At 66.9% G+C, this 13772-nt stretch carries 10 protein-coding genes; 9 read left to right on the top strand and 1 reads right to left on the bottom strand.

The window, feature by feature from the left end:
* The first annotated feature begins 91 nt into the window (after positions 1 to 91).
* A complete protein-coding gene (metE, locus tag E3T50_RS11360; protein ID WP_134551956.1) occupies positions 92 to 2434 on the top strand; it encodes a 5-methyltetrahydropteroyltriglutamate--homocysteine S-methyltransferase in 2343 nt (780 codons plus the stop codon).
* A gap of 99 nt (positions 2435 to 2533) precedes the next feature.
* Here metE and lexA read toward each other — a convergent pair whose 3' ends face one another.
* Positions 2534 to 3238, bottom strand: a complete 705-nt coding sequence (gene lexA, locus E3T50_RS11355; protein ID WP_134551954.1) for a transcriptional repressor LexA — start codon at positions 3236 to 3238, stop codon at positions 2534 to 2536.
* A gap of 291 nt (positions 3239 to 3529) precedes the next feature.
* Between lexA and E3T50_RS11350 the strand changes: the two genes are divergently transcribed.
* The 8 genes from E3T50_RS11350 (at position 3530) to E3T50_RS11315 (ending at position 13764) form a co-directional block, all read left to right on the top strand.
* Positions 3530 to 3958, top strand: coding sequence for a LysM peptidoglycan-binding domain-containing protein (locus E3T50_RS11350; protein ID WP_134551952.1), 429 nt, complete (start codon positions 3530 to 3532; stop codon positions 3956 to 3958).
* 64 nt (positions 3959 to 4022) lie between these two features.
* On the top strand, positions 4023 to 5147 hold the full coding sequence (locus E3T50_RS11345) for a histidinol-phosphate transaminase (protein ID WP_134551950.1): 1125 nt from the start codon (positions 4023 to 4025) through the stop codon (positions 5145 to 5147).
* Positions 5148 to 5156: 9 nt separating this feature from the next.
* Positions 5157 to 5780 (top strand): imidazoleglycerol-phosphate dehydratase HisB, encoded by a 624-nt coding sequence (gene hisB / locus E3T50_RS11340; RefSeq protein WP_134551948.1) that lies wholly within the window; start codon positions 5157 to 5159, stop codon positions 5778 to 5780.
* Positions 5777 to 6409, top strand: coding sequence for an imidazole glycerol phosphate synthase subunit HisH (gene hisH / locus E3T50_RS11335; protein ID WP_134459912.1), 633 nt, complete (start codon positions 5777 to 5779; stop codon positions 6407 to 6409). The genes hisB and hisH overlap by 4 nt, the downstream gene beginning before the upstream one ends.
* 138 nt (positions 6410 to 6547) lie before the next feature.
* Positions 6548 to 7294, top strand: coding sequence for a bifunctional 1-(5-phosphoribosyl)-5-((5-phosphoribosylamino)methylideneamino)imidazole-4-carboxamide isomerase/phosphoribosylanthranilate isomerase PriA (gene priA, locus E3T50_RS11330; protein ID WP_134459909.1), 747 nt, complete (start codon positions 6548 to 6550; stop codon positions 7292 to 7294).
* Positions 7294 to 8169: an SseB family protein gene (locus tag E3T50_RS11325; RefSeq protein WP_134551946.1), complete on the top strand. Its 876-nt coding sequence runs from the start codon at positions 7294 to 7296 to the stop codon at positions 8167 to 8169. Before priA ends, E3T50_RS11325 begins: the two co-directional genes overlap by 1 nt.
* Positions 8170 to 8225: 56 nt before the next feature.
* Positions 8226 to 12983: an Lhr family ATP-dependent helicase gene (locus E3T50_RS11320; RefSeq protein WP_134551944.1), complete on the top strand. Its 4758-nt coding sequence runs from the start codon at positions 8226 to 8228 to the stop codon at positions 12981 to 12983.
* The gene (locus E3T50_RS11315) at positions 12976 to 13764 is read left to right on the top strand and encodes a DNA-formamidopyrimidine glycosylase family protein (RefSeq protein ID WP_134551942.1); all 789 of its coding nucleotides are present in this window, start codon (positions 12976 to 12978) and stop codon (positions 13762 to 13764) included. The genes E3T50_RS11320 and E3T50_RS11315 overlap by 8 nt, the downstream gene beginning before the upstream one ends.
* Positions 13765 to 13772 lie beyond the last annotated feature (8 nt).

The raw sequence follows: 13772 nt of genomic DNA, 5'->3' as shown, positions 1-13772 counted from the left end.
GGCTTCCGGCGTAGGCCCGCCCCACCACGTTCATTCTCGCCGACCATTCACCGACCGTCCCAGCGCCCATTGCACCAGTGAAGGATCTATCATGCCCATTTCGTCCGCATCCCCCGCCTTCCCCACCGGCACCATCCTTGGTTACCCACGCATCGGCCGACGGCGGGAGCTGAAGAAGGCCGTGGAAGCATTCTGGTCGGGAAAGATCGATGCCACGGCCCTCGAAAATGTCGCCACCGGGTTGCGCCAGTCCAGCCGCGACCGGCTCGTTGCCCTCGGGCTCGGCCAAACCGATTCGTCGATTCCCGAGTCGTTCTCGCTCTATGACCAGGTGCTCGACACCATCGTCGCTGTCGGAGCGATCCCCACCCGGTTCGCCGCGCTCGTCGCCGCCGACGGCAGCCTCGACCTGGCTGGCTACTTCACCCTGGCTCGCGGCGAGGGCGAGAACCTGCCACTTGAAATGACCAAGTGGTTTGACTCCAACTACCACTACCTCGTGCCCGAAATTGGCCCGGAAACCGTGTTCTCGCTGGCTGGCGACCGCATCGTGCGCGAATTCCTCGAGGCGAAAGCGGCCGGGTTCCTCACGCGCCCGGTTCTGGTTGGCCCGGTCACGTTCCTGCTGCTGAGTAAGGCCAGCGACGCGGCCCCGGCCGGATTCTCCCCGCTGTCGCGACTCGATGACCTCATACCGGTCTATGCGGCACTGCTGACCCGACTGGCGGATGCCGGCGCCGAGTGGGTGCAACTCGACGAGCCGGGACTGGTCAGCGAGAGCATCGAGGGGCCGCGCGCCGATACACTCGCGGCCGTCGCATCCGCTTACGGGGTACTCGGACGGCTGACCGGCCGGCCCTCCCTGTTCGTCGCGGCGCCCTACGGCAGCCTCGATGACGCCCTGCCGGAACTCGCCGCCACCGCCGTTGAAGCGATTGGCCTCGACCTGGTGCGGGGCACCCTGCCGGAGGCGGTGCCCGGGCTGGCCGGGAAAACTCTGGTCGCCGGGGTGATCGACGGGCACAACATCTGGCGCGGCGACCTGGCCGCCGCCTTCGAAGCCGCCGAGAGCGTGCGGACGTTGTCCGACTCCGTTTCGGTGTCCACCTCGACGTCCCTGCTGCACGTGCCGCACGATGTGCTCGATGAAACGTCTCTCCCAGGCACGCTGGTGAGCTGGTTGGCCTTCGCCGACCAAAAGGTCGGCCAGGTCGCGACGCTCGCGCTCGGCCTCACCGCCGGGCGGGCCGCCATTGCGGCCTCGCTGGCGGAGGCCGAGGCGGCCCTGGCAGCGCGGCGGAGCGCTCCCGGGGTGCGCGACGGAGCCGTGCGTGCCCGTGCCGCCGCACTAACCAACACCGACTTCACTCGTGGAGCCTACGCCGATCGCCTGAGCGCCCAAGACGCGGCGCTGCAGCTGCCGCCGCTGCCAACGACCACGATCGGATCGTTCCCGCAGACCGCGGACATTCGCCGGGCACGCGCCCGGTACCTCACGGGAACGCTCGCCGCCGACGACTACCGCGACCTGATGCGTGCCGAGATCGGCCGAGTCGTGGCGTTGCAGGAAGAGATCGGACTCGACGTGCTCGTGCACGGCGAACCCGAACGCAACGACATGGTGCAGTACTTCGCCGAGAACCTCGACGGGTTCGCCGTGACCGAGAACGGCTGGGTACAGTCCTATGGCAGCCGCTGCACCCGGCCATCCATTCTGTGGGGCGACGTGTCGCGCCCGGCACCGATCACGGTGGACTGGTCGGTATATACGCAGAGCCTCACTGCCAAGCCCGTCAAAGGCATGCTCACCGGGCCGGTGACGATACTGGCCTGGTCCTTCGTGCGCGATGACCAGCCACTCGGCGAGACGGCACGCCAGGTGGCCCTCGCTCTGCGCGATGAGATCGGCGACCTCGAGGCTGCGGGCATCCGGATCGTTCAAGTCGACGAGCCAGCCCTGCGCGAATTGTTGCCGCTGAAGGCGAAGGACCACGCCGACTACCTGGACTGGTCGGTCGGCTCATTCCGGCTCGCCACTTCCGGGGTAGCGGATGCGACCCAGATACACACACACCTCTGCTACTCGGAGTTCGGCGTTGTCATCGAAGCCATCCGAAACCTCGACGCGGACGTCACGAGCATTGAAGCGGCTCGGTCGCGCATGGAGGTCGTGCGTGAGATCAAGGCCGGCGGGTTCGACCACGGCATCGGGGCTGGCATCTACGACATCCACTCGCCCCGGGTGCCGAGCGTCGATGAACTGACGACGCTGCTCGACACCGCCCTGGAATCCATCCCCGAGCGTCAGGTTTGGGTGAACCCGGATTGCGGGCTGAAAACGCGCGGCTACGAGGAGACCGTGCAGTCGCTGCACAACATGCTCGCCGCGACCCGAGTGGTTCGCGAACGCCGCGGCGCGCGGGTCAGCGTCTGACTCGACCCGCCGCACGCTCCGACGGACAGTCTTGAGGCCCGATCACCGGTCGGTGGTCGGGCCTCTGGACTGCCTGTCGTGTTGCCTGAAATCAGGAAGCTAAACCGAGCGCAGTACCGCGACGACCTTGCCGAGGATGTCGGCGAAATCTCCGACGATGGGTTCGAAGTTGCTGTTGCGCGGCAGTAGCCAGGTGTGGCCGTCGCGTTTGCGCAAAACCTTCACCGTGGCCTCGTTGTCGAGCATGGCCGCAACGATCTCGCCGTTCTCTGCGGTCTTCTGCTGGCGCACGACCACCCAGTCGCCGTCGCAAATCGCGGCATCGATCATCGACTCGCCGACAACCTTGAGCATGAACAACTCGCCCTGGCCCACGAGCTGACGGGGGAGCGGGAAAATCTCGTCAATCTGCTGATCTGCTGTGATGGGGATGCCAGCGGCAATGCGGCCGACGAGCGGAACCATTGCGGCATCACCGACCTGCACGCCCGGGTGGAAGCTGTCCTGGTCGCTGCTGGCGACGTCTTCGGGGGCACGTGGAATTTCGATCAGCACTTCGAGTGCCCGCGGTCGATTCGGGTCCCGGCGCAGATACCCGCTGAGCTCGAGTTGGTTGAGCTGATGGGTCACGCTCGACAGCGAAGCGAGACCGACGGCGTCACCGATCTCGCGCATACTCGGCGGGTAGCCGCGCGAGCTCACCGACCGTTGAATCACGTCGAGAATGGCGAGCTGGCGTTGGCTCAAACTCTTACGGCGCCGAGTGCCGCCTTTGTCGCGGGTGCCGCTGGTGTCTCGTGTCACGATGAGCGCTCCTGAGGTCGGTCCCGCACGGTCTGAGCAGACGTGTCGCGGGGATGTCGGTGGTGTCTGGTTGAGTATGAATCAAGCAATCGTTCTATCGAAAGTTTATCCAGTTCTCGCCCCTGAAACAAACACTTATTCGAGTGTGTCGCGCGAAATTCCGGGCTAAAACCAGAAAAAGCTTGCATGTTCGATTGTTCGAAGTTATATTCGGAACATAGTTTCGCATTCGGCCCTCCCGGCCGAGGGCCGGATACGAGACTCGCAGCCCGCCAACCTTGGAGGTTTGACATGACCACAGCATCTGCAACCGCATCACCGCTCTCTGCCGCAGCGCACACACCCGTCACCCGTCTGCGCCTCACCCGTCGTGGTCGAGTAGTGCTGACGGCCCTCACTGCCGTGCCGCTCGTGCTCGCTGCCGTCGTCTTCTCCCTCAACGGGGGACCGGCCGGCGCGTCGGATTCGGCCACGGGGGTTGATCTCATGTCGTACACGACCGAATCCGGCGTTGTCGCGACGCTGGCATACTCGCCCACCGACGTCGGTTCCGCCGTCTTCATGACGGTCGAGCCCGGCCAGACCCTCTGGGACCTCGCCGAAGAGATCTCTCCGGCTGCCGACCCGCGCGACGTTGTGGCGGAGATTAAGCGATTGAACGCCCTGGCCGTCGAAACCCTGCAGCCGGGCCAGCGCCTGCAGGTCCCCGCCAACTCGTAACAGGCAAAGCCGTGCGAGGCACGGGCACGGAGCCGGAACACGGCGCGTAGTAGAGGGTCGTAGCATGGAACCTGTGACCAGTCTCGAAGATCTTCCGCTCCGCGCCAACCTGCAAGGCTTGACACCCTACGGAGCTCCGCAATTGCACGTTCCGGTGGCACTGAACGTCAACGAGAACACGCATCCCGTTCCCGAGGCGGTTGCTCGCGATATCCTCGCCGACCTGGCCGAGGCCATCCGCACGGTCAACCGGTATCCCGACCGTGAATTCACCGCCCTGCGCGAGGCACTGGCCCGGTACCTCGGCGAAGGACTCATCGCCGACAACATCTGGGCGGCCAACGGCTCCAACGAAGTACTGCAGCAGGTGTTGCAGGCTTTTGGCGGGCCCGGACGCAGTCTGCTCGGCTTTGCCCCGACCTATTCGATGTACTCGATTCTCGCCTCGGGAACAGACACCACCTGGATTGCGGGCACGCGCGACGCCGACTACGAGCTCTCGCCGGCCACCGCCGTGAGCGAGATCGCACGCACCAACCCCGACATCATTTTTCTCTGCTCTCCGAACAACCCCACCGGCACCCCGCTCTCCCTCGAGACCATCGCCGCCGCCTACGACGCGACCGACGGCATCGTCGTCGTCGACGAGGCCTACGCGGAGTTCGCGCCGACCGGCACGCCGAGTGCGCTCACCCTGCTGCCCGGCCGGGAGCGTCTGCTCGTCTCGCGCACGATGAGCAAGGCCTTCGCCTTCGCCGGTGCCCGGGTGGGGTATCTGGCCGCGGATCCGGCAGTCACGGACGCCCTGCGCCTGGTCCGCCTGCCGTACCACCTCTCCGCCCTGACTCAGGCCGCCGCGAACGCGGCACTGGCGCACAGCGCCGAGATGCTCGCTATGGTCGATGACATTCGGGGGCAGCGTGACCGGCTCGTGGTTGAGCTGTCCCGCCTGGGCTATACCCCCCACCGCAGCTGGAGCAACTTCGTACTGTTCGGGGGAGTGGCCGACCCGCACGCGACCTTCGAGGCACTGCTCGCGGAGGGAATTCTCATTCGCGATGTCGGCATCCCCGGCCATCTGCGAGTGACCGCGGGGACCGAGCACGAGACGACGCTGTTTTTGAATGCCCTGGCCCGGCTGGGGCGCACCGAAGTGAGCGGTCAAGCGCCGCCGGCCCGAGCCGAATAAGCTAGTGCCATGAGTTCAACTGTCGGTATCATCGCGCCCCGCGTCGCACGCCTGCAACGGGAGACGAGTGAATCCAGCATCGACCTCTCGCTGAACCTCGATGGCAGCGGCGTCAGCGATATCCACACCTCGGTGCCCTTCTACGATCACCTGCTCACGGCGTTCGCTAAACACTCGCTCACCGACCTCACCGTGCGCGCCTCCGGCGACATCGAAATCGACGTGCACCACACCGTCGAAGATGTGGGAATCGTGCTCGGTCAGGCTATCCGTCAGGCCCTCGGTGATAAGTCGGGAATCTCCCGCTACGGCGACGCCCTGGTCCCGCTCGATGAGGCGCTCGCCCAGGCCGTCGTCGATATCTCCGGCCGCCCCTACCTCGTGCACACCGGCGAGCCGGCCGGCTTCGAATTTCACCTCATCGGCGGACACTTCACCGGATCCATGGTGCGTCATGTCTTCGAGGCCATTACCTTCCACGCCGGTCTCACCGTGCACGTCACCGTCTTGGGCGGTCGCGACCCCCACCACATCGCTGAAGCCGAGTTCAAGGCTTTCGCCCGCGCGTTCCGCCTGGCCAAGGCTCTCGACCCGTTCGTGCTGGGCATCCCGTCGACCAAGGGAGCACTGTGACCCAGGTTGTTGTCTTCGACTACGGCACCGGTAATGTGCACTCGGCCGTCAAGGCCCTCGAGTTGGCTGGGGCTGACGTCACTTTGACGAGCGACCGCAAGACCGCGCTCGAAGCCGACGGCCTCGTCGTGCCCGGCGTCGGTGCGTTCAGCGCCGTCATGGCTGCCTTCACGGCGGTACGTGGCGATGACATCGTTGATCGTCGCCTCGCCGGCGGCCGCCCCGTGCTCGGCATCTGCGTGGGCATGCAGGTCATGTTCGAACACGGCGTCGAACGCGGCGTTGACACGCCAGGCCTCGGCGAATGGCCCGGAACGGTCACCGAGCTTCCCGCCGCGATCCTGCCGCACATGGGCTGGAACACCGTCAGGAGCGCTCCCAACTCCGAACTCTTTCGAGGGATCGAAGAGGAACGGTTCTATTTCGTGCACTCGTACGCTGCCCAGTCGTGGACGCTGGAGGTTATGCCGCCGTTTCCCGAACCGCGACTGACCTGGGCCGAACACGGCGCACCCTTTCTCGCAGCTATCGAGAACGGTCCGCTGAGCGCCACCCAGTTTCACCCAGAAAAATCGGGGGCGGCGGGCATCCGCTTGTTGAAGAACTGGATCGGCACTCTCAACCGTTAGGTCCCTGCGGCGAGCTGCGCAGTTGGCCCTCAGTACGTCTTTACTTCCCACCCTGCACCCCCGGACGTCCCCATGGACATCATCGGCATATTCCATGACATTGGCCGCAGCACGCGACCGCACCAAGCAAGGACATCAATGAGCGAGTTCAACAAGACACCGAGGCTCGTCCTCCTGCCCGCCGTCGACGTGGCTGGCGGCAAAGCTGTTCGCCTGACGCAGGGTGAAGCTGGCACCGAAACGAATTACGGTGATCCCGTCGATGCTGCGGCCGACTGGGCCCGCCAGGGTGCCGAGTGGATACATCTCGTGGACCTTGACGCGGCATTCGGCCGGGGCAACAACACCGGAGTGATCGAGAAGGTCATCCATCAGGTCACGGGTGTCAACATCGAGCTTTCCGGTGGTATCCGCAATGACGAGTCACTCGAAGCGGCTCTGGCCACGGGCGTCAAACGCATCAACCTGGGCACTGCGGCACTCGAAAACCCGGAGTGGGCGGCGAGCGTCATCGCGCAGTACGGCGACGCCGTTGCCGTGGGCCTCGACGTACGCGGAACCACCCTCGCCGCCCGCGGCTGGACCAAGGAGGGTGGAGACCTCTGGCAGGTGCTCGAACGGCTCGAAGCGGCCGGCTGTGCCCGCTACGTTGTGACCGACGTCACCAAGGACGGCACCCTGCAGGGCCCCAACATTGACCTGCTGCGCCAGGTGCTCGATCGCACCCGCAAGCCGGTCATCGCCTCCGGCGGCATCTCCAGCCTCGATGATATTCAGGCCCTGCGTGACCTCGTACCGCTCGGCCTCGAAGGGGCGATTGTGGGCAAGGCGCTCTACGCTGGCGCGTTCACCCTGGCCGAGGCCCTGGACGTCTCGGGGTCGTAATGTCCAGGGCGCGCAACCTCGGTTCCACGGGCGATCCCTCGGGTCGACCGGGTGTACCGGCGCCGTCCGACCAGCCCGACCAGCCCGACCAGCCCGACCAGCCCGGCGCACCGGGCGTGGCCAACACGGCTGACTCGGCGGGCCAACCCTGGGCCGGGCGTGAGTTCGAAGCCAATCTGGATGCTGGCGACGACGGAGCGGCTCCGGCCGCTCTCGCCGAGGCGCTTGCCCGCTTTCAGGCTCGGGAGACCGGCGAAGAAAGCGTCATCGATGCCATCCGCGGGTCCCGTTTGCTCATCCCGCTCGTGACCAAGCTCGGCGACTCCGCCCTGAACGGGCGCGGCCACACAATTGACAAAACCCAGGAACTGTCGATCATCACGGTGGCGGGCCCCGATGGTCGCACGGTACTGCCGGCTTTCTCCTCGACGGCGGCCATGACGGCTTGGAATCCTCGCGCGCGACCTGTTCCAGCGGATGCGGTGCGCGTCGCCCTGGCCGCCGCGCAGGAAAATACCGACCTCGTCGTGCTTGACCCGACGTCGCCCGGCGAATATGTCATCCGGCGGCCGGCGCTGTGGGCGATCGCGCAGTCGCTGCCGTGGACGCCGAGTTATGCCAGTCACGAGGTCGCCGACGCATTCACCGCGTCGATCGCTACGGAGCTTTCGATACTGACCGTTCAGCTCGTCGCTGGCGATCCCCAGGCGCGACTGGAGGGCCCCGAACTGGTCGTGCAGCTGGAATTGGTCGATGGCCTCACCCAACACGACCTCGACGCGATTTTGAGCCGGCTCGGCACGCGATGGTCGGAGAGCGCGATCATCACGACCGGTGTCGATTCGCTGCGGGTGAAGCTCGTCGCTTCGACGTAGTTTGTGACACTGGGTGTGAATATGGCGCTGTCGGTGGTTTAGGCGACAATGAGCGTATGAGCGACGTTCTCGAACGATTCTCCTCGGCCGCCCGAGCCTGGTTCACCGAGGCTTTCGCCGCGCCGACGGCAGCGCAGCTCGGCGCGTGGAACGCCATCTCGTTGGGATCGCACGCCCTCGTCGTGGCTCCGACGGGATCGGGCAAAACCCTCGCCGCGTTTTTGTGGGCCATCGACCGGCTGGCTACCGACTCCGCCGTCCCGGCCGTGCCCGGCACGCGCGTGCTCTATATCTCGCCGCTCAAGGCACTCGGCGTCGACGTGGAACGCAACCTGACCGCTCCCCTCGTGGGTATCACCCGTGCGGCCCAGCGGCTCGGTCTGGAGCCGCCACGGGTCACGGTCGGAGTGCGCTCAGGAGACACTCCGGCCGCCGACAGGCGCCGGCTGGTCACGGCGCCGCCTGACATTCTCATCACCACCCCGGAATCGTTGTTCCTCATGCTGACGTCGGCGGCCCGCGAGTCGTTGAGAGGCGTGCAGACGGTCATCATCGACGAGGTGCACGCGGTGGCCGCGAGCAAGCGGGGCGCGCACCTGGCCCTCTCTCTCGAGCGCCTCGACGCACTGTTGACTCGGCCAGCCCAACGCATCGGGCTCTCGGCCACCGTGCGCCCGGCCAGTGAAGTCGCCCGGTTCCTCGGTGGGGCCGCCCCGGTGCAGATCGTGGCGCCGCCCGCGCACAAACGGTTTGACCTGCGCGTGGTCGTTCCGGTCGACGACATGAGCGACCTCGGACCGGTACCTCAGCGCGAGGGGGCCACGTCGGCCGCCGCGCCCCAGACCGGCTCCATCTGGCCGCACGTCGAAGAAGCCATCGTCGACGAGGTACTCGCGCACTCGTCGAGCATCGTGTTCGCGAATTCCCGGCGGCTCACTGAACGGCTCACGGCCCGGTTCAACGAGATTTATGCCGAACGGCTGGCCGAGAAGGAGGAGGAGGAGGCATCGGTTGTGTCTCCTGCACTGTCAGAGCCTGCACTGTTGGAACCTGCACTGTCGGAGCCAGCACTATCGGAGCCTGCGCTGTTGGTCCCTGCGCTTGCGCTGCCTGCGCCATCGGTGCAAGGGGCTTCGGGTGTGAACGGTCTGGTGGGCACCCTGCCAGCAGCTCGTCCGCCGGCCGAACTGATGGGTGCGAGTGGCCAGAGCTTGGGCGCCGAACCGCTGCTGGCGCGCGCGCATCACGGTTCGGTCAGCAAGGAGCAGCGTGCGCTCATTGAAGACGACCTGAAATCGGGCCGGCTGCGCTGTGTCGTCGCCACGTCCAGCCTCGAACTCGGCATTGATATGGGCGCCGTCGACCTGGTCGTGCAGGTTGAATCGCCGCCGTCGGTGTCGAGCGGGCTGCAACGGCTCGGCCGGGCCGGGCACCAGGTCGGCGAGGTCTCCCGCGGAGTGATCTACCCCAAACACCGGGCCGACCTGATCCACGCGGCGGTCGCCGCCGAGCGCATGGTGGCCGGCGCCATTGAATCGCTGCGGGTGCCCACCAACCCGCTCGACATCCTGGCCCAGCAGACCGTCGCGGCCTGCGCGCTCGAGCCGATCGACGTGGAAACCTGGTTCGACACAGTGCGGCGCAGTGCACCGTTCGCGACCCTGCCCCGCTCCGCCTTCGAGGCCACCCTCGACCTACTCGCTGGCCGTTACCCATCTGACCAGTTCGCCGAGTTGCGCCCGCGCATCGTCTGGGATCGCGACGCCGGCACCCTCACCGGGCGCCCCGGAGCGCAACGTCTGGCCGTCACAAGCGGCGGCACAATTCCTGACCGCGGCCTGTTTGGCGTCTTCATGGTCGGCGGCGAACAGATCACCGGCAAACGGGTCGGCGAACTCGACGAGGAGATGGTCTACGAGTCGCGCGTGGGCGATGTCTTCGCGCTCGGCACCACGAGTTGGCGCATACAGGAGATCACCCACGACCGGGTGCTGGTCGTGCCCGCTTTCGGGCAGCCCGGGCGGCTACCGTTCTGGAAGGGTGATGGCCTCGGCCGCCCGGCTGAACTGGGCCAGGCCATCGGTGCTTTCGTGCGCGAGGTGGGCAATTTGCCGCCCGATCAGGCCCGGTCTCGCTGCGCCGTTGGCGGTCTCGATGAGCGGGCGATCAGCAACCTGCTGGCCTTCCTAGACGAGCAGCGCGCCGCAACCGGGCAACTGCCGACCGACCGCACCCTCGTAGTGGAACGGTTCCGCGACGAACTGGGGGATTGGCGTGTCGTGCTGCACTCCCCGTTCGGTACGCCGGTGCACGCACCGTGGGCGCTCGCGGTCGGCGCCCGGGTGCGTGAACGCTATGGAATCGATGGCTCGTGTGTCGCAAGCGACGACGGTATCGTCGTGCGCATTCCCGACACCGAGACCGAACCGCCCGGCAGTGAACTGTTCGTGTTCGACCCTGACGAGCTCGAACAGTTGGTCACCGACGAGGTCGGCGGCTCCGCCCTGTTCGCGTCCCGATTCCGGGAGTGCGCCGCCCGAGCATTGCTCCTGCCGCGCTACAAGCCCGGTTCGCGCTCGCCGCTCTGGCAGCAACGACAAAAGGCCGCGCAACTGCTCGACGTGGCACGCACCTTTCCGACCTTCCCGGTCATTCTCGAGACCCTGCGGGAATGCCTGCAAGACGTTTACGATCTGCCGGCCCTCACCGGTCTGGCCCGGCAGATCGCCTCCCGTGAACTGCGCCTGGTTGAGACTGCGACCGACACTGCCAGCCCGTTCGCGAGCACCCTGCTCTTCGGCTACGTTGCCGCTTTCATGTACGAGGGCGACACCCCGCTGGCTGAACGACGCGCCACCGCCCTCGCGATCGACTCGAGCCTGCTCGCCGAACTCCTGGGCCGGGTCGAACTTCGGGAACTTCTCGATCCGGCCGTCATCGACCAGACCGACCGGGAACTGCAGCGGCTCGCGCGGGATTACCTGGCCAAGGGAGTGGAGGGCATCGCCGATCTGTTGCGCACCCTCGGCCCGCTTAGCACGAGCGAGGTCACCGAGCGGATGCTCATGCCGACGCCCGACGCGTCGCGCGTGCCCGACGAGCCAGGCCGCATCCTCGCCGAGGAAGCCCTGCTCAGCCTCGTCGACGCGCGCCGCGCCATGCGCGTGAGCATCGGGGGCGAGGAACGCTGGGTAGCGGTGGAAGACGCCAGCCGGTTGCGCGACGCGCTCGGAGTCCCCCTGCCGATCGGGGTACCCGCAGCGTTCACCGAATCCGTGGCTGACCCGCTGGGCGATCTGGTGAGCCGCTACGCACGCTCGCACGGACCATTCACCACCGGCGCCGTCGCCGACCGGTTCGGCCTCGGCACCGCCGTCGTGCAGATTGCCCTCGGACGCCTCGCCGACGCCCGGCGTGTCGTAGCCGGCGAATTCCGGCCGAACGGCACCGGCTTGGAATGGTGCGACGCCGAGGTGCTGCGGCGCCTGCGTCGGCGTTCCCTCGCGGCGCTTCGGCACGAGGTGGAACCGGTGGACCAGCAGGCCATTGGACGGTTCCTGCCGGTCTGGCAGCACGTGGGAGGCAAGCTGCGCGGAATCGATGGCGTCGCATCCGTTGTCGAACAGCTCGAAGGGGCGCGAATTCCGGCGTCCGCCTGGGAGACGCTCATTCTGCCGGCCCGGGTGAGCGACTACCAACCGGGCATGCTCGACGAGCTCACCAACGCAGGGGAGGTGCTCTGGGCGGGCGCGGGAACCCTCGCCGGCAATGATGGTTGGGTCAGTCTGCACCTGGCCGAAACGGCCCAACTCACCCTGCCGCTTCCCATCGATGTGGAGACGACGCCGCTACAGCAGGAGATCCTGACGACCCTGGGCGGTGGCGGTGCATATTTCTTTCGACAGCTGTCTGACGCCGTCGGCAGCCAGGACGACGCCGTACTGGTGCAGGCGTTGTGGGACCTGGTCTGGGCCGGTCTGATCAACAATGACACGTTCGCTCCGGTGCGGTCGCTGCTGGCTGGCGGGCACACGGCCCACCGGCAGAGCCGGGCCGCGCCGCGCGCCCGTCTGCATCGCGGGCGGTCGATGCCGCGGCCGAACCTGCCGAGTCGCAGTGGTCCGCCGACGGTGTCGGGTCGCTGGTCGATCCTTCCGGTGGCCGACGAGTCGCCAACGCGTCGCGCGCACGCCCTGGGGGAGACGCTGCTCGAACGCTATGGCGTGGTGACCCGGGGGGCGGTAATGGCGGAGAGTGTGATTGGCGGCTTCTCACTCGTCTACCGCACCCTCACCGGGTTTGAAGAGATGGCCCGCTGCCGCCGTGGCTACTTCATCGAGGGGCTCGGCGCAGCCCAGTTCGCTACCGGCGGCACCATCGACCGGCTTCGCACCTTCGCTGTGGGAGCGTCCCAGACTTCCGTGGACGTGAGGAACACCGCGCCCCTGGCCGCGGTGGCCCTGGCCGCAACGGACCCGGCGAACGCCTATGGCGCCGCGCTGCCCTGGCCGACCCTGCCTGGCGACACCACCCACCGACCGGGCCGGAAGGCGGGTGCACTCGTCGTTCTTGTCGACGGTGCCCTCGTGCTGTATGTCGAGCGCGGCGGTAAAACCGTGGTTGCTTTTGAAACGGATGAGCAGGTGCTCACGGCGGCCACCGTGAGCCTGGCCGCCCTGGTCACCAACGGTCGCGTGCAGAGGATAGCGGTGGAAACGGTCAACGGTGTGTTCGTGATCGGCACCGACGTGGGCGCGGCCCTGCGCGCCGCCGGATTCACCGAGACCCCGAAAGGACTGAGGCTGCGTGCCTGAGGGCGATACCGTCTATCGCACCGCGCGTACCCTCGACCAGGCCCTGCGCGGCAGCATCCTGACCGGCTGCGACGTCCGGGTACCCGCTTTCGCAACCGTCGATCTGACCGGGCAAACCGTGCACGAGGTTGTCAGTCGCGGCAAACACCTGCTGCACCGGGTCGGTACCACGAGCATCCACTCACATCTCAAAATGGAGGGCGCCTGGCACCTCTATCGGCCCGGCACGCGGTGGCAGCGCCCGACGTTTCAGGCGCGCATCGTGCTGCACACAGCGCAGTGGGTCGCCGTCGGGTTCGAGCTCGGCCTGCTGGAGCTGGTGCCGACCCGAACGGAGTCGGAGATCGTCGGCTACCTCGGACCCGATCTGCTCGGCGTCAGCTGGGGCGCCGCTGACAGCGCCGAAGCCGCGGCACGCATCGCAGCGATGCCGGAGCGCCCGATCATCGTTGCCCTCGCCGACCAGCGCAATCTCGCCGGGCTCGGCAACGTCTACGTCAACGAGCTGTGCTTTCTGCGCGGACTATCGCCGGAGCGGGCCGTGGCCGAAGTCGGCGACCTCGCCGGGCTCGTGCACCTCGCCCGCCGCCTGATCCTGGCCAACAAAGACCGCGACGAGCGCACGACGACCGGAAACCTGCGCCGTGGAGCCCAACTGTGGGTCTACGGGCGGGCCGGCCAGCCGTGTCGTCGGTGTGGCAGTCGCATTGCGCGCGGGCGCCTCGGTCGTAACGAGCTGGAGCTGCGGGATACCTACCGGTGTCCACGCTGTCAGACCTGAGCTGTTAG

It is taken from the genome of Cryobacterium gelidum (assembly GCF_004403985.1).
In the GTDB taxonomy this organism is placed as follows: Bacteria; Actinomycetota; Actinomycetes; order Actinomycetales; family Microbacteriaceae; genus Cryobacterium; species Cryobacterium gelidum.
The sequence above is the reverse complement of the archived record's forward strand: the minus strand, read 5'-3'. Positions and strand labels throughout refer to the sequence as shown.